The 15393-nt window shown below is 73.9% G+C and carries 17 protein-coding genes and 1 tRNA gene; 15 read left to right on the forward strand and 3 right to left on the reverse strand.

Features of this window, described 5'->3' with window-relative positions:
* The first annotated feature begins 38 nt into the window (after positions 1 to 38).
* From OU787_RS17505 to OU787_RS17525, 5 genes are all read left to right on the forward strand, one after another.
* On the forward strand, positions 39 to 653 hold the full coding sequence (locus OU787_RS17505) for a transglutaminase-like domain-containing protein (RefSeq protein ID WP_268659925.1): 615 nt from the start codon (positions 39 to 41) through the stop codon (positions 651 to 653).
* Positions 654 to 842: 189 nt separating this feature from the next.
* Positions 843 to 1514, forward strand: coding sequence for a nucleotidyltransferase domain-containing protein (locus OU787_RS17510; RefSeq protein WP_442788486.1), 672 nt, complete (start codon positions 843 to 845; stop codon positions 1512 to 1514).
* A gap of 121 nt (positions 1515 to 1635) precedes the next feature.
* Positions 1636 to 1708, forward strand: a tRNA-Lys gene (locus OU787_RS17515).
* Between the two features lie 270 nt (positions 1709 to 1978).
* A complete protein-coding gene (locus OU787_RS17520) occupies positions 1979 to 2305 on the forward strand; it encodes a ribbon-helix-helix protein, CopG family (RefSeq protein WP_268659926.1) in 327 nt (108 codons plus the stop codon).
* Between the two features lie 8 nt (positions 2306 to 2313).
* On the forward strand, positions 2314 to 2787 hold the full coding sequence (locus OU787_RS17525) for a hypothetical protein (RefSeq protein WP_268659927.1): 474 nt from the start codon (positions 2314 to 2316) through the stop codon (positions 2785 to 2787).
* A 137-nt stretch (positions 2788 to 2924) separates the two neighbouring features.
* Here OU787_RS17525 and OU787_RS17530 read toward each other — a convergent pair whose 3' ends face one another.
* Positions 2925 to 4097 carry a UDP-N-acetylglucosamine--N-acetylmuramyl-(pentapeptide) pyrophosphoryl-undecaprenol N-acetylglucosamine transferase gene (locus OU787_RS17530; RefSeq protein ID WP_268659928.1) on the reverse strand — a complete coding sequence of 391 codons (1173 nt, stop codon included), beginning with the start codon at positions 4095 to 4097 and terminating at the stop codon, positions 2925 to 2927.
* A 259-nt stretch (positions 4098 to 4356) separates the two neighbouring features.
* Here OU787_RS17530 and OU787_RS17535 point away from each other — a divergent pair, with 259 nt between their 5' ends.
* The 3 genes from OU787_RS17535 (at position 4357) to OU787_RS17545 (ending at position 9079) form a co-directional block, all read left to right on the forward strand.
* Positions 4357 to 5715, forward strand: coding sequence for a basic amino acid/polyamine antiporter (locus tag OU787_RS17535; protein ID WP_442788632.1), 1359 nt, complete (start codon positions 4357 to 4359; stop codon positions 5713 to 5715).
* Positions 5716 to 5832: 117 nt separating this feature from the next.
* Positions 5833 to 7062 carry an arginine deiminase gene (locus OU787_RS17540; protein ID WP_268661882.1) on the forward strand — a complete coding sequence of 410 codons (1230 nt, stop codon included), beginning with the start codon at positions 5833 to 5835 and terminating at the stop codon, positions 7060 to 7062.
* 466 nt (positions 7063 to 7528) lie between these two features.
* Positions 7529 to 9079, forward strand: coding sequence for an LCP family protein (locus tag OU787_RS17545; RefSeq protein ID WP_268659930.1), 1551 nt, complete (start codon positions 7529 to 7531; stop codon positions 9077 to 9079).
* A gap of 23 nt (positions 9080 to 9102) precedes the next feature.
* Here the strand turns inward: OU787_RS17545 and OU787_RS17550 are convergent, their stop codons facing one another.
* Positions 9103 to 9495 (reverse strand): DNA-binding protein, encoded by a 393-nt coding sequence (locus OU787_RS17550; protein ID WP_268659931.1) that lies wholly within the window; start codon positions 9493 to 9495, stop codon positions 9103 to 9105.
* Positions 9495 to 9749, reverse strand: coding sequence for a hypothetical protein (locus OU787_RS17555; protein WP_268659932.1), 255 nt, complete (start codon positions 9747 to 9749; stop codon positions 9495 to 9497). The genes OU787_RS17550 and OU787_RS17555 overlap by 1 nt, the downstream gene beginning before the upstream one ends.
* A gap of 191 nt (positions 9750 to 9940) precedes the next feature.
* Here OU787_RS17555 and OU787_RS17560 point away from each other — a divergent pair, with 191 nt between their 5' ends.
* From OU787_RS17560 to OU787_RS17590, 7 genes are all read left to right on the forward strand, one after another.
* A complete protein-coding gene (locus OU787_RS17560) occupies positions 9941 to 10213 on the forward strand; it encodes a type II toxin-antitoxin system Phd/YefM family antitoxin (RefSeq protein ID WP_268659933.1) in 273 nt (90 codons plus the stop codon).
* Positions 10210 to 10614, forward strand: a complete 405-nt coding sequence (locus tag OU787_RS17565) for a PIN domain-containing protein (protein WP_268659934.1) — start codon at positions 10210 to 10212, stop codon at positions 10612 to 10614. Before OU787_RS17560 ends, OU787_RS17565 begins: the two co-directional genes overlap by 4 nt.
* A gap of 207 nt (positions 10615 to 10821) precedes the next feature.
* On the forward strand, positions 10822 to 11802 hold the full coding sequence (locus OU787_RS17570) for an ABC transporter ATP-binding protein (protein WP_030460284.1): 981 nt from the start codon (positions 10822 to 10824) through the stop codon (positions 11800 to 11802).
* Positions 11802 to 12599: an ABC transporter permease gene (locus tag OU787_RS17575; RefSeq protein ID WP_035955325.1), complete on the forward strand. Its 798-nt coding sequence runs from the start codon at positions 11802 to 11804 to the stop codon at positions 12597 to 12599. The genes OU787_RS17570 and OU787_RS17575 overlap by 1 nt, the downstream gene beginning before the upstream one ends.
* Positions 12600 to 12689: 90 nt before the next feature.
* Entirely contained in the window at positions 12690 to 13637 is a 948-nt protein-coding gene (locus OU787_RS17580) for an ACP S-malonyltransferase (protein ID WP_030460286.1), read from the forward strand.
* Positions 13624 to 15162 carry a class I adenylate-forming enzyme family protein gene (locus OU787_RS17585; RefSeq protein ID WP_030460287.1) on the forward strand — a complete coding sequence of 513 codons (1539 nt, stop codon included), beginning with the start codon at positions 13624 to 13626 and terminating at the stop codon, positions 15160 to 15162. Before OU787_RS17580 ends, OU787_RS17585 begins: the two co-directional genes overlap by 14 nt.
* Complete coding sequence (locus OU787_RS17590) at positions 15143 to 15385, forward strand: acyl carrier protein (RefSeq protein WP_030460288.1); 243 nt, start codon at positions 15143 to 15145, stop codon at positions 15383 to 15385. Before OU787_RS17585 ends, OU787_RS17590 begins: the two co-directional genes overlap by 20 nt.
* Positions 15386 to 15393 lie beyond the last annotated feature (8 nt).

The following is a 15393-nucleotide window of genomic DNA, read 5'->3' on the forward strand; positions in this document are numbered from 1 at the left end:
TTTGCGGGCCGTGCAGTCGGCGGTCGAGCATCGCTGCCATGGACCTCTCCGTCTCCCCCCACGGCCCGCTGCGCACCGACCGGCCGGACCTGGCCGCCTACCTCGCCGCCGACGCCGTCGTCGACCACGACCACCCCGCGATCGTCGCCCTCGCCGCCGAACTGCGGCGGGCCGACCCGGTGCGGACCGCCGAGGCGGTGTTCGAGCACGTCCGGGACCGGATCGACCACTCGGCGGACGTCGGCCACTGGTCGGCCGCCTACCGGGCCTCCGACGTGCTCGCCGCCGGCAACGCGATCTGCCACGGCAAGTCGCACCTGCTCGCCGCCCTGCTGCGCGCCAACGGCATCCCGGCCGGCCTGTGCTACCAGAAGCTCGACGTGCTGCACGGGCTCAACGGCGTTCTGCTGCCCGGCAGTTCGTGGTGGGTCCGGCTGGACGGCCGGGGCAACCGGAACGGCGCGGACGGGCACTTCGCCACCACCCCCGCCGAGGAGCGGCCCGCCTGGGCCAACGACCCGGCACTCGGCGAGCACCACTACACCACCGTGTACGCGACGCCGCCGCGGGAACTGCTGGACGGCCTGCGCGACGGCGTGCCGGGGTCGGTCGGGTACGGCTACCTGCCGCTCGAACTGCCGGACGGGGACTGAGGGTTCGGTGCGCGTGGGGGCGGGGCGGGGCGGTCGGCGGGTGGAAATCGTTCGCGCGGGCGGGGCGCGGCGGGCGAGACTGCGGGGGCGGTCCTTTCCCGGCCGCTCCTGACCGTTTCGGGGCTGCTTCCGGCCGATCCGGTCCACTTCCGCCCCTGTCCGTCCGCGCCCGCCGAGGAGGCGTCGCCCGTGAACGTCCTGCTCTCCGGCATCGTCGGCTCCACCGCGTACGGGCTGGCGCACGCCGGCTCCGACCTCGACCGGCTCGGGCTGTTCGCCGCGCCCACCGTGGCCTTCCACGGCCTGCACCGGCCCGTCGAGTCGCACGTCACCACCGCCCCGGACCGGACGCTGCACGAGGCCGCCAAGTGGTGCCGGCTGGCGCTCAACGGCAACCCGACCGCCACCGAACTCGTCTGGCTGCCAGGGGAGTTGTACGAGGTTCGGACGCCGCTCGGCGAGGAGCTGATCGGGTTGCGGGAGTCCTTCCTGTCCGGTCCGGCGGTCCGCCGCGCCTACCTGGGCTACGCCGACCAGCAGTTGCGCAAGCTCGCCGCCCGCGACCGCACCGACCCGGCGGGCCGGGCCAGGGCCGCCAAGCACGCCCGGCACCTGGTCCGGCTGGTCCGCCAGGGCGTCGGCCTGCACGAGACCGGGCAGTTGGAGATCCGGCTCCCCGACCCCGAGCACGTCCGCGCCCTCGGCGAGCGCTACGCCGACCGCCCCGAGGACGCCACCGCCCTGCTCGCCGACGCCGCGGCCCGCTTCGACCGCCCCGGCACCCTCCCCGCGGCCCCCGACGAACGCCCCGCCGAAGCCTGGCTGCACCGGGTCCGCGCCGCCCACCTCCCCACCCCCTGACCCTCCGTCGGCTTCCCCGCCGCCCCCCGCGACCCGCCCGGCAATCCGCTGGCCCTCCCCCACCGGGCACCAGGTAGGATCACCCCGGCAGGCGCTGTCCCACCCGGTCCACGCCTGCCGCGGGCCGCTAGCTCAATTGGCAGAGCTGCGGACTTTTAATCCGTAGGTTCAGGGTTCGAACCCCTGGCGGCCCACCTGATGCGAGGCGATCACACCGCCTCTGACTGCCGCAGCACCCGGGCTGATCCGCTTGCCCGGGTGCTGTCGTGCTTTTTGCGGGTGCGTGCGTGAGCGGGTGTGCTGACGTGCTGTCAGGGGAGTGGTCGCGTGGCTCTTTGTTTCGGGGACATGTGTTTTCGGGGCGGCGAGCGAGTCTCGGAGCCCGGACCGGAGGGGGTGTCCTGATGGTGGTCGTCGGGCGGAAGGCGCTTGGCTGGCCGTAATACGCGTCATACACTGACTGCATGGCCAAGACCAGGATCAGCATCAGCCTCGACCGCGATCATGCCGAGCGCATCCGGGAGCACGCCGAGCGTGCAGGCCTGGATGTTTCGGCCTATCTCGTCAACGCTGCTACCCGGCAGATGGCCGAGGCGGAAGCCGCTGAGGCGCAGTTCGCGCGGATCGACGCGGTGATCGCCGCAGCGGAGGCGGAGGCCGCTGAACTGCCTCCGCTGCCCGACGTCGTCGATGAGGACCTCACGGAGGAGGAGCGCCGGGAGGTCGCGGAGGCGATGGAGCTCATCTATGGCGCGGATGCTCCTGCGGCCCGTCCGGGCAACGCCACGTGATCGTGCGGGTGCCGGTCTACGACACCGGCATGCTGATCGCGCTCGCTGACCGGAAGCCCAAGGCGGTACGGCTGCACGCCGGTCTCAAGGGCACACCGCATCGTGCGGTCGTGCTCGGGTCGGTGCTCGCCCAGGTGTGGCGGCCGAGTCCCGCCACTGTGCACGCCATGGCCGCAGTCCTCAAGGACTGCACGGTGCCCCAGGCGCGGAGCTCGGCCCTGGCGATGCGTCCCACTCCTGCCGGACAGACGGTCTGCATCATGTGTGCGACCGGGCCGGATCTGGCGGAGTGGCAGCGTATCGGCAGCGTGCTCGGTGCGGCGGAGTTGCCTCCGAAGAAGCGCCCGGACGCCGCGGACGCCCTGGTCGCGCTGACTGCGGCCCGGCACGGCAGTGCTGTGGTCTTCACCAGCGACCCGGCTGACCTCACGGCTTACCTGAAGGCGTTGGACGCCCAGGACGTTCACGTGGTCCAGATCTGATCCCGGGCTCGGACCGGAACGGTCGATGTCCTGGCTTCCTGCCCCGGGTTGGGGCACTTTCACGTTCGCTCGACCGACCCGCCGCGGGTCACCGAGTCCTCGCCTTCGACGTCCGCGGGCTGGATGCGTGCGTCGGGTCAGGGGGTGGCGGTGGTGAGGAGGACGTCGACCAGGTGTTGGGCTGCGTCGGGGCGGCCGTGGTGGCGGGAGTGGGTGGCCATGGTTTGGCGGTGGTGGGGGTCGGCGAGCAGGGGGGTGAGGGCGGTGCGGAGGTGGTCGGGGGTGACGGGGGCGAGGAGGGCGGTGGCGGCGCCGGACCGGTGGAGGTGGGTGGCGTTGTGGGCCTGTTCGTTGCCGGCGGAGGAGGCGAGGGGGATGAGGACGGCGGCCTTGCCGAGGGCGGTGAGTTCGGCGAGGGTGCCGGCGCCGCTGCGGCTGACCACGAGGTCGGCGAGGGCCAGGACGTCGGGGAGTTCGGCGCCGAGGTAGCCGGTCAGGAGGTAGCGGGCGGCCAGCCGGGGCGGGAGGGCTTCGGCGTGGGCGCGCAGGGCGGGCTCGTTGGCGGGGCCGCACTGGTGGATGACGTTGGCCCGGTCGAGGAGCCAGGGGAGGGTGGCGGAGACGAGGGTGTTGATCTGCGCGGAGCCCTGGGCGCCGCCGGTGACGTAGACGGTGGGCAGGGTGCGGTCGAAGCCGTCCAGGCCCAGGGCGGCGACGGCCTTGTCGGGGTGGCCGGCCAGGACGGCGGGGCGGACCGGGTTGCCGGTGACGGCGGCGGTGGGGCGGGCGGACTTCGGGAGCAGGGGGAGCGTCGACTCGGAGGAGACGGCGACCCGGGTGGCGGCGCGGGCGAGCAGCCGGTTGGCCAGGCCGAGGCGGACCGTCTGCTCGTGCACCACCAGCGGGACCCGGCAGGAGCGGGCGGCGAGCCCGACCGGCACCGCGACGTACCCGCCGGTGGCCAGGACGACGTCCGGCCGGAACTCGGTGATCAGCGCGCGGGCCTGCCAGGCGCCCAGCGGGACCCGGCACATGTCGCGGACGTTCGCCGGGGAGAGCAGTTTCAGCGGGTTGGAGGAGCGGCGGATCTTGCCGGTGGCGACCGGGGCGAAGCGGATGCCCTCGGCGGGCGCGACCCGGGCCTCCAGGCCGGCGGCGGTGCCGATCCAGAGCACCTCGACCGTCCGCCCCTGCGCGGCCAGCCGCTCCTGCAGCGCCCGGACCGCCGTCAGCGCGGGGTAGGTGTGCCCGCCGGTGCCGCCGCCGGTGACCACCAGTCGCAGTGGTCCGCCCTGGTGCGTGGGTGCCATGTGGATCTCCTGGGGTCGGTGTCGGCGGGTTGAGGGTTGACGGGTCATCAGGCTACGGCCGGGCGGGGGAGGGGTGGCGCGCGGGAGCGGGCATAACGGGGCAAAGGGGGCGCCGGATTGGTAGCGTTCCGCCCGCGGCGGCGGCCGGGCGGCGGCCGGGCGGAGCGGTCAGCGGGAGGGAGTGGCGCGGGTGGTGGCGGAGGAGGCGGTCCGGGAACCGGCGGTCGGCACGGCGAAGTTGACGCTGCGGACGCTGACCATGCTGGTGGTCGGCTCGATGGTCGGCGCGGGCGTGTTCTCGCTGCCGGGGCGGTTCGCGCAGGAGACCGGGGTGCTGGGCGCGCTGGTGTCCTGGCTGATCGCCGGGACGGGCATGCTGATGCTGGCGCTGGTGTTCCAGGCGCTGGCGGTGCGGCGGCCGGAGCTGGACGCGGGCGTGTACGCGTACGCGAAGGCGGGTTTCGGCGAGTACCTGGGCTTCTTCTCGGCGTTCGGCTACTGGGCCAGCGCCTGCGTCGGCAACGTGACGTACTGGGTGCTGATCATGTCGACGGTCGGGGCGCTGGTCCCGGCGCTCGGGGACGGGGACACCGCGTTCGCGGTGGTGCTTTCCTCGGCCGGGCTGTGGGGGTTCTTCCTGCTGGTGCGGCGCGGCGTGCGGGAGGCCGCGATGATCAACCGGGTCGTCACGGTGGCCAAGCTGGTGCCGATCCTGGTGTTCGTGGTGCTGGCGCTGTTCTGCTTCAAGGCGGACGTGTTCGCCGCCAACTTCCGGGGCGCCTCCTACGCGGGCTCGCTGTACGACCAGGTGCACGGGACGATGCTGGCCACCGTGTTCGTCTTCCTCGGGGTGGAGGGCGCCAGCGTCTACTCCCGGCACGCGAGGCGGCGTTCGGACGTCGGCCGGGCCACCGTGCTCGGCTTCCTGAGCGTCTTCGCGGTGTTCGCCTCGGTCACGGTGGTCTCCTACGGCCTGCTGCCGATGAGCGAGATCGCCGCGCTGCGGCAGCCCTCGATGGCGGGCGTGCTGGAGGCGGCGGTCGGCACCTGGGGGAAGGTGCTGGTCAGCGTCGGGCTGATCGTCTCGGTGCTGGGCGCGTACCTGGCGTGGACGCTGATGGCCGCCGAGGTGCTGTTCGTCGCCGCCAAGGACGAGGACATGCCGCGCTTCCTGGCCCGCACCACCGGCCGGGACGTGCCGGTGCCCGCGCTGCTGCTGACCACCGCGCTGTCGCAGGTGATGCTGGTGGTCACGGTCTTCTCCGACGACGCCTTCGACTTCGCGCTCGACCTGACCAGCACGCTCAGCCTGATCCCGTACCTGCTGGCGGCCGGCTACGCGGTGCGGGTGGCCCGGCAGGACCGCTCGGGGACGGGCGCGCTGCTGGTGGCGGGCCTGGCCACCGGCTACACCGCGTTCCTGGTGTACGCGGCGGGCTGGACGTACCTGCTGGTGTCGTTCATCGTCTACGCGCCCGCCACCGTGCTGTTCGTGATGGCCCGCCGCGAGCAGGGCCGCCGGCTGTTCTCGCCGCGCGAGGCGGTGGTGCTGGCGGTGTCCGCGGCCGGTGCGGTGCTGGGCGTGGTGGCGCTGGCGGCCGGGTGGATCAGCCTGTGAGACCCGCCGGGCGCCGGGACGGCCGGTGCCCGGGGAACGCGGGGACGGTCGACGTCCTCCGGGCGCCGGAGCGGCCGGTGTCCGCCGTGCTGTGAAAGGACTGCTGTGACGACTGCGATGGGTGTCCACTCCGAGGTCGGTCGGCTGCGCAAGGTGCTGGTCTGCCGGCCGGGGCTCGCGCACCGGCGGCTGACCCCCGGCAACGCCGCCGACCTGCTGTTCGACGACGTGATGTGGGTGGAGAACGCCCAGCGCGACCACGCCGGTTTCGTGGCCGAGCTGACCGGGCGCGGCGTCGAGGTGGTCGAACTGCACGACCTGCTGGCGCAGACCATGGCCGTGCCCGGCGCCCGGGACTGGCTGCTGGACCGCAAGATCGTCCCCGACCAGGTCGGGCTGGGGCTGGTCGACGGCACCCGCGGCTACCTGGAGACCCTGGACCCGGCGGCGCTCGCCGAGTCCCTGGTCGGCGGCCTGGCCACCGCCGACCTGCCCGGCGAGTTCCGCTCCGGCTACCTGGCGCTGGCCCGGGAGGCCACCGGCGTGCGCGAGTACCTGATGCCGCCGCTGCCCAACACCCTCTACACCCGCGACACCACCTGCTGGCTGTACGGCGGCGTCACGCTCAACCCGCTGTACTGGCCCGCCCGGCACGACGAGACGCTGCTGATGAAGGCGGTGTACGCCTTCCACCCGGACTTCGCGGGCGCCACCGTCTGGTGGGGCGACCCCGAACGGGACTGGGGCCAGTCCACCTTCGAGGGCGGCGACGTCATGCCGGTCGGCAACGGCCTGGTGCTGATGGGCATGAGCGAACGCACCTCCCGGCAGGCGATCACCCAGGTCGCCGCCGCGCTGTTCGCCGCGGGCGCGGCCCGCCGGGTGGTGGTCGCCGGGATGCCCAGGCTGCGCTCCGCGATGCACCTGGACACCGTCTTCACCTTCGCCGACCGGGAGACCGTCACCCTCTACCCGGCGATCATGGACCGGGTGCACGCCTTCTCGCTCTACCCCACCGACCGCGCCCCCGGCGTCGAGGTGGTGGACGAGGGCTCCCGGGCGTTCACCGCGGTGGTCGCCGAGGCGCTCGGCCTGCCCGCGCTCCGGGTGATCGGCACCGGCGGCGACGTCTACGCCTCCGAGCGCCAGCAGTGGGACAGCGGCAACAACGCGGTGGCGCTCGAACCCGGCGTGGTGGTCACCTACGACCGCAACACCACCACCAACGCGCTGCTGCGCGCGGCCGGCATCGAGGTGGTCACCATCGTCGGCGCGGAACTCGGCCGCGGGCGCGGGGGCGGGCACTGCATGACCTGCCCGCTGGTCCGCGATCCCGCGGGCTTCTGACGGGCGGTGGGAACCCGGTGGGATCCCGCCGGGTGCCGGGTGCCGGGTGCCGGGTGCCGGGTGCCGGGTGCCGGGTGCCGGGTTCCTGACGGCCCGGCGGGCGAGCGGGAGGGGGTGGCGGGAAGTGTTCGGCGAAGTGTTCGGAAAACCCGTGAAACATGCGGTGCCGGCCGTGCATCTATAGGGGTGACAACCCGGAACGGCCGGGTCACGGGGGTGCGATGTGATACGCGGACAGGCCGGGAACGCCGGGCCGGGAGCCCGTCGGCGGGCGGACGGCGCACCGGGCGGGGCGGCGGACGGCGCACCGGGTGGCGGCGGGCCCGACGGCATACCGGGCGGCGGGCCAGGCGGTGGGTCGGACGGGGAGCCGGGCGCCGGGTCCGGGGGCCGGGCCGCGCGGCGGGAGGCGGCCCGGCGGCAGGGGCGGCGGGGCCGGCGGCGGCTGCGGCGCTGGCAGAAGGCGGTGCTGTGGACGGCGGCCGGGGCGGTGGTGCTGGCCACCGGCGCGGGCGGCTACCTGTACTACCGGCTGAACGCCAACATCCAGAACGCGCCGCTGTTCGCGGGCGAGGAGGGCGACGCCGGGAAGGAGGTGCCGGACGCCTTCGGCCGCACCCCGATCAACGTGCTGGTGATCGGCTCCGACTCGCGCGACAACCCGGAGGACTGCCAGATCGGCGGCGACTGCGGCGGCGGCGCCAACGCCGACGTCAACCTGCTGCTGCACGTCTCCGCGGACCGCAGCAACGCGACCGTGATGAGCATCCCGCGCGACCTGGTGACCGACCTGCCCGGCTGCAAGGACAAGGCCGGCAAGTCCGTCTTCAAGGCGCAGCGCGGCATGATCAACTCCACCCTGCAGGGCGGCCCCGGCTGCACCGTGGCGGCCGTCCGCAAGCTCACCGACCTCCCGATCGACCACTTCGTGCAGGTCAACTTCACCGGCGTGATCAAGATGTCGGACGCGGTGGGCGGCGTCCCGGTGTGCGTCAGCGACAACGTGTACGACCCGTACTCGCACCTGCGGCTCACCAAGGGGGAGCACACCCTGCAGGGCATGGCGGCGCTGCAGTTCGTCCGCACCCGGCACGGCTTCGGCGACGGCACCGACACCGGCCGGTCCTCGGCCCAGCACCTGTTCCTCGGCTCGATGGTCCGCCAGCTGAAGGGCGCCGGGACGCTCACCGACCCGGGCAAGCTGCTCTCGCTCGCCGACGCCGCCACCAAGGCGCTCACCGTCGACCCCGGGCTGGACGGCATCACCAAACTGGTCGGCCTCGGCCAGGACATCAGCAAGGTGCCGTCCGAGCGGATCACCTTCACCACCATGCAGATCATCCACGACCCGGCGAACGACAGCCGGCGGCTGATCGGCCCGGGTGCGACCGAGCTGTTCCGGGCGATCGGGAACGACCAGTCGCTCAGCGGCGGCCCGCAGCCCGGCGAGGCCGCCTCCACCGCCCCGTCCGCGCCCGCCGCCCCGTCCGCGCCGTCGTCGGCGCCCCCGGCCGCGACCGGACCGGACCGGAGCGGGATCACCGTCGTGGTGCGCAACGGCACCGGCGTCACCGGACGGGCCAAGGCGCTCGTCGACGCGCTCCGGCAGGACGGCTTCGCCAAGGGCACCGACACCGGGCCGAGCACCACCGCCGAGCACACCACGGTCACCCACCCCGCGGGCAAGGAGGCCGAGGCCCAGCAGGTCGCGGCCGCCCTGGGACTGCCCGCGAGCGCCGTCCAGGCCGGGAAGGGCAGCTCGATCGAGCTGCTGATCGGCGCCGACTGGACCACCGGCACCAGCTACCCGTCCGGGACCGGCGGCACCGCCCCGTCCGCACCCCCCGCCGACCCGAAGACCCTCCTGAAGGGCGCCGACGCCTCCACCGCCGACGACACCAGCGGCTGCGCCAAGGTCGGCCACGAGGGCACCGTCGAACTGCCCGGTTACAAGGGCCCCATGACGCCCGTCCAGGCGTTCGACCGCAGCAAGGACGTACCGCTGTCGGCACCCTGACGGGGCGTCGGGCGGCGGCGGGTTCAGAGGCCGACGACCACGACCTGGGGACCGCAGAGCAGCGTCAGGTCCTCCGGGTCGGAAGTGAGGACGGTGACCGGCCCGGGAACGGAGCGGGCGATCGCGGCGAGTGCGGCGTCGATCGCGTACTTGTGGCCGTGCAGACCGTGCTCGCGGAGCAGCGCTGCCGCCCGGTCACCCACTTCGCGGGTGACACCGTGGACGTCGATGCGGGAGAGGGCCCAGCGGATGCGGGCCGGGTGGATGCGTGCGTAGTCCGCCTCGATGACGGTCATCGCCGTGGTGCCGATCCGGACGCCTTCCTCGGTGGCGGCCTGAACGAGCGCGGCGACCCGGCGGTCCTTCAGGTAGAGGCGGGAGAGGCCCTCGCTGTCGAGCAGGAGCGTGCCGGGCATCAGGCTGCCGCGTTGTCGGCGGAGGAGCGGCCGTGGTGGCGTAGGACCGCGCGGGCCGCGTCGATCTCCTCGCGGGTGAGCGGTTCGTTGTCGGTCTCGAAGTCGTCGACGATCTCGCGCAGCCGGTCCATGGCCACCCGCTGCTCCAGCGCCTCCGCGACGTACGCCGAGAACCCCCCGGGGCCCACCTGGCTGCGCACGGTCTCGGCCAGGTCTTCGGGGAGGCTGACCGAGTACTTCTTGCTACCGCTCATGCCATCCATCCTACCGGAGGTGGGATGACGTTCGGGGCGAGATGCCGGCCGGCGGCGCGCTCGGAGGTCGGACCGTGGCAGGGGGCGGTGGGCGGTGACGCCCTCGTCGACCGCAGCCACCCGGCCGACCGGGTCGCCGCCGGGGGAGCGCGGGCGTAGCGCACTGTCATGCGTCGTATTACGCTGGGAGGATGAAGACCATCACGCAGCGGGAGCTCGCCGCCCGGTCCAAGGCGGTGCTGGACGACGTCGAGGCGGGCGAGACCTACCACGTCACCCGGAACGGGACCGAGATCGCCGAGGTGCGCCCGCTCGGTTCGCGTCGGCGGTTCGTGCCGGTCGACGAGCTCCGGCGCAAGTGGGGCGGTGCCCCGGCGGTCGACGCCGCGCGGATGCGGGCGGAGGCGGACGAGTTCTTCGGCGGCGAGGACCGGGTCGGCGACGGGCCGGAGGAACGCGGATGAGCGGTCGCAGGGTGCGCGGGATGCTGGACACCTGCGTGGTGATCGACCTTCCGTCGATCGACCCGGAGTCGCTGCCGCTGGAGGCGGCGGTCTCCACCGTGGTGTTCGCGGAGCTGGCCCAGGGAGTGGCCCTGGCGGGCGACCCGGTCGAGATGATGGCGCGGGCGCAGCGACTGGCGGACGTGGAGGCGGAGTTCGCCGCGCTCCCGTTCGACCGGGAGGCGGCCCGGCGGTTCGGCACCCTGGTCGCGCTCACCGTCCGGGCGAACCGGAACCCGCGGCCGCGCCGGACGGACCTGATGATCGCGGCCACGGCCGCCGCGCACGGGCTGCCGCTGTACACCCGCAACGTCGACGACTTCCGGGGGCTGGAGGCCGGGGTGGAGGTCGTCGGGGTCTGACGGTGACGGTGCTGGTCGGAGGCGGTGCCCCGGAGCGGTCGGGGTGCCGCCTCCGGCGTGTCGGGGCGGCTGGGGGCGGGGCCCCGGCGGGCGGGTGCGGGAGGGGATAGGGGGCCGATAGGCGGGTCGGTTCGGGGGGATAGGGGCGGCCAGGAGAGTGGTGCTCACAAAGAGGCGAACCTCCGCCGAATCGTGAGGACTCGGATGATGATCGATTACCAGAACCGAACGGAGCCGAGGGGGACGGCGTCCGACCCCCTGGCGGCTGAACTGACCAGTGTCGTCAAGCGGTTCAGCAATGCCAAGGGCGAGGTGTTCACCGCGGTGAACGGGCTGGATCTGCGGATTCGGCGGGGCGAGGTGGTGGCGTTCCTCGGGCCGAACGGCGCCGGCAAGACCACTTCGATCGACATGCTGCTCGGGCTGACCCGCCCGGACGAAGGAGAGGTGCGGCTGTTCGGGACGGACCCGGAGCAGGCCGTGCGGGCGGGCCGGGTGGCGGCGGTGCTGCAGTCCGGCGGGCTGCTGCCGGACCTGACGGTCGAGGCGACGGTGCACATGCTGGCCTCGCTGCACCCGGGTGCGGACCCGGAGCGCTGCATGGCCCGGGCGGACATCACCGAGCTGCGTTCCCGCCGGGTGGCGGCCTGCTCGGGCGGTGAGCAGCAGCGGCTGCGGTTCGCGCTGGCGCTGCTGTCCCGGCCGGACTTCCTGGTGCTGGACGAGCCCACGGCCGGCATGGACGTGGTGGCCCGGCGGGACTTCTGGGCGGCCGTCCGGGAGGACGCGGCGCGCGGCATGACGGTCATGTTCGCCACCCACTACATGGAGGAGGCGGACCAGTTCGCCGACCGCGTGGTGATGGTCGACAAGGGCGTGGTGGTGGCCGACGGCTCGGCCTCCTCGATCCGCGCGGCGACCAGCGGCCGGACCGTCTCGGCGGTGCTCAGCCCGTACGAGGCCGGACTGGTCTCCCGGACGCCGGGGGTGCGCTCCAGCACCGTGCGCGGCGACCGCACCTACTTCACCTGCACCGACTCGGACGCGCTGCTGCGGGTGCTGGTCGGCGAGACCCAGGCCCGGGACGTCGAGGTGGCGCCGCGCAGCCTGGAGGAGGCCTTCCTGGCCATCACCGAGCAAGCCCGTGAGGCCCGTGCGGCCCGTACCGCCAGCAAGGAGAACGTCTGATGGCCGCCGCCGTCCCGGCGCCCGCCGCCGCCCGCACCTCGGTCTTCAACGGGGTGAACCCGACCTTCGTCCGGTACGAGCTGCGCCGGCGCTTCAACCGCCAGACCACGATCTTCACGGTGCTGCTGCCCGCGGTGCTGTACCTGGCGCTGTTCCGCACCGCCCCGTCCGGCGGGGCGAGCCTGCCGCACGGCAACTTCGCGGCCTGGATGATGATCGGCCAGGCGGTGTACGGCGCGGCCACCGCGGCGGTCAGCTCGGCCGCCACCATCTCGGTGGAGAAGTCGGTCGGCTGGATGCGGACCATCGCCATGAGCCCGCTCACCCCGCCCGGCTACCTGCTGGTCAAGGTGCTGTGCTCGGTGCTGATGGCCGGTGTGCCGGTCGCCATCGTGGGGGTGCTGGGCACCCTGACGGGGGCGCACGCCGACGCGAACGTGTGGGTGGTCTCGCTGCTGGTGGCCTGGGTCGGGTCCGCGGTGTTCGCCGCGCTCGGCATCGGGATGGGCCTGGCGATGAAGCCCGACGTGGTGATGCACATGCCGGGCCTGACCATGACCGCGCTGGCCTTCCTGGGCAACCTGTTCATCCCGCTCAGCGGCACCATGCTGGAGGTCTCCCGCTACACCCCGATGTACGGGGTGGCGACGCTGGCCCGGTACCCGCTGAACGACGGCTTCTCCTTCCACGGGGAGCACTCCAGCGTGGCCGGCGCGGTGTTCAACCTGCTGGCCTGGTTCGCCGGGTTCTCGTTCCTGGCGGTCCGCCGCTTCCGCAAGTCCACCGGCCGCCCGTAGCGCGTCCGGAGTCCCGTCCGCACCGTCCACCCAAGCAATCCGGCGCCCGCCACCCGGGCGCGGGCCCCACCCGAAAGGGGGTTAGAACACATGTTCGCATTCATCGCGCCGGGCCAGGGCTCCCAGACCCCGGGCCTGCTGGCCGCCTGGCTGCGCGACCCGGCCACCGCCGAGCGGGTGCGGGCCTGGTCCGAGGCCGCCGACGTCGACCTGGTCCAGCTCGGCACCAAGGCCCCGGCCGCCGAGATCGCCCGCACCGAGCACACCCAGCCGCTCCTGGTGGCCGCCGGACTGCTCGCCCACCACGCCCTGCACGACGCCGTCCCGGACGGCGCGGCGGTGGCGGCCGGCCACTCGGTCGGCGAACTCACCGCCGCGGTCTACGCCGGGGTGCTGAGCCCCGCCGACGCCGTCCGACTGGCCGCCGTCCGCGGCCGGGCGATGGCGGTGGCCTGCACCGAGGCGCCCACCTCGATGGCCGCCGTGGTCGGCGGCGAGCAGGGCGAAGTCCTGGACCGAATAGGCGAGTTGGGCCTGTATGCGGCGACCTTCAACGGCCCCGGCCAGATCGTCGCGGCCGGCCTGGCCGACACCCTCGACCAGCTCGCCGCCGCCCCGCCGGCCGGCGCCACCGTCAAGCGGCTCAGCGTCGCCGGCGCCTTCCACACCCCGTACATGGAGTCGGCCCGGCAGTCCTTCGAGGAGGCCGCCGCCCGGGTGCCGTTCGCCCGGCCGTCCCAGCTGCTGCTCTCCAACGCCGACGGCGCGGGCGTCAGCGACCCGGACGAGATCCGCCGCCGGCTGGTCCGGCAGGTGGTCAGCCCGGTCCGCTGGGACCTGTGCCTGCACCAGCTCTCGTCCGTGGCACCGGAGTTGACGGTGTCGCTGCCGCCCGCCAAGACGCTGGCGAGCATCCTCAAGCGCCAGCACCCCGAACTCGAAGTGCTGTCCGTCACCACCGCCCGGGACGTCACCCGGGCCCGGGAGCGGCTGGCCGCCCCCGCCGGCCGAGGAGCGTCCGCCCATGCCGGTGTCTGACCTGCTGGAGTACCCGCTCGGCGAGCGGGCCGAGCACCCCGCCGTGATCGACGCCCAGGGCACCCTGGACTACCGCGCACTGGGCACCGCCGTGGAGCGCGCCGTCGGCTGGCTGCGCGCCCAGGGCGTCGCCCCCGGCGACCGGGTGGTGTACGCCGGGGGCAACGACCGGGCCTTCCTGGCCCTGTTCTGGGCCACCCTGCGGGCCGGCGCCGTCTTCGTCCCGGTCCACCCGGAGCTGACCGACCACCAGATCGACCACATCGTCGCCGACAGCGGCGCCGTCCTCGCCCTCTGCCGCCCGGCGGCCGGCCGCCGGGCCGCCCGCACCGTCGAGGTCGAACCGGCCTGGGAGCAGGTGCTGGCCACCGCCCCGGACCCGTACCGGGCCGAGGTCGACGAGGACGCGGTGGCGCTGCTGATCTACACCTCCGGCACCACCGGCCGCCCCAAGGGCGTGGTCTGCCCGCACCGCCAGATCCTCGCCGCCGTCGACGCCGTCCACGCCTGCCTCGGCTACCAGGAGCGGGACGTGGTGCTGTGCCGGCTGCCGCTCTCCTTCGACTACGGCCTCTACCAGGCCCTGATGTCCGCCCTGGTCGGCGCCACCCTGGTACTGGCCCGGCGCAGCGAGGACCGCGGACTGCTCCGGCTGATCGAGCGCACCGGCGTCACCGTCGTCCCGCTGGTGCCCTCGCTGGCCCAGATCCTCACCCTGCTGCAGGGCAAGCTGCACCGGCCCACGAAGGTCCGGCTGTTCACCAACACCGGCGCCCGCCCCGGCCGGGCCGTCACCGCCGAACTGCTGGAGCTGTTCCCCGGCTCCGAGTTCGCCTCGATGTACGGCATGACCGAGTGCAAGCGGATCTCCATCCTCGACCCCGACGAGTACGCCGCCCACCCCGACTCGGTCGGCCCGGCCATCCCCGGCGACCGGATCCGGATCCTGGCCGCCGACGGCACCGAGCTCGGCCCCCGGGAGACCGGCGAGATCACCGTCACCGGACCCACCGTGATGGCCGGCTACTGGGGCATCCCGATCGAGGAGCAGAGCCGGTTCGTCCGCCGCCCCGACGGCACCCTGGAACTGCGCACCGGCGACAAGGGCTGGCTCGACGAGGACGGCCGGCTGTACTTCGTCGGCCGCGACGACGACATCGTCAAGCGCCGCGGCATGCGGATCGCCCTCACCGAGGTCGAGGACGCCGCCGAGCGGATCCCCGGCGTCAGCGCCGCCGTCGCGCTGCGCCCCGAGCCCGAGGGCGCCCCGCTGCTGCTGGCCGTGCACGGCACCCTCCCGCCCGAGCGGGTCCGCGCCCTGCTGGCCGACCGGCTCGACCACAGCCGGATGCCCGACCGGGTCGTCCCGATCACCACCGTCCCGCTCACCGCCAACGGCAAGCCCGACCGGGCCGCCGCCAAACGCCTGGTCGAAGCCGCCGGGGCCGCCGACGAGCCGACCGCGAGCACCGCCCCGCAGACCACCGCATCCCCGAGGAGCAGCCATGAACCAGTCGCAGTTTGACCAGCTCGTCGAGCGGACCTGCTCCGTGCAGGTCACCGACTCCGAGACCCCGCTGGTGGACCTGGGCGTCGACTCCCTGCACACCATCGCCCTGCTGATGGCGATCGAGGAGGAGTTCGGCTTCGAGGTCGACCCCGACGCCCTCGCCGACCCGGCGCTCGCCTCCCCGGCCGGCCTGCTGCGCTACGTGCACACCCGGACCGCCGCCCCGGCCGGGATCTGAGGGACCGA

Source organism: Kitasatospora sp. YST-16 (assembly GCF_026802215.1).
GTDB classification, from domain to species: domain Bacteria; phylum Actinomycetota; class Actinomycetes; order Streptomycetales; family Streptomycetaceae; genus Kitasatospora; species Kitasatospora cineracea.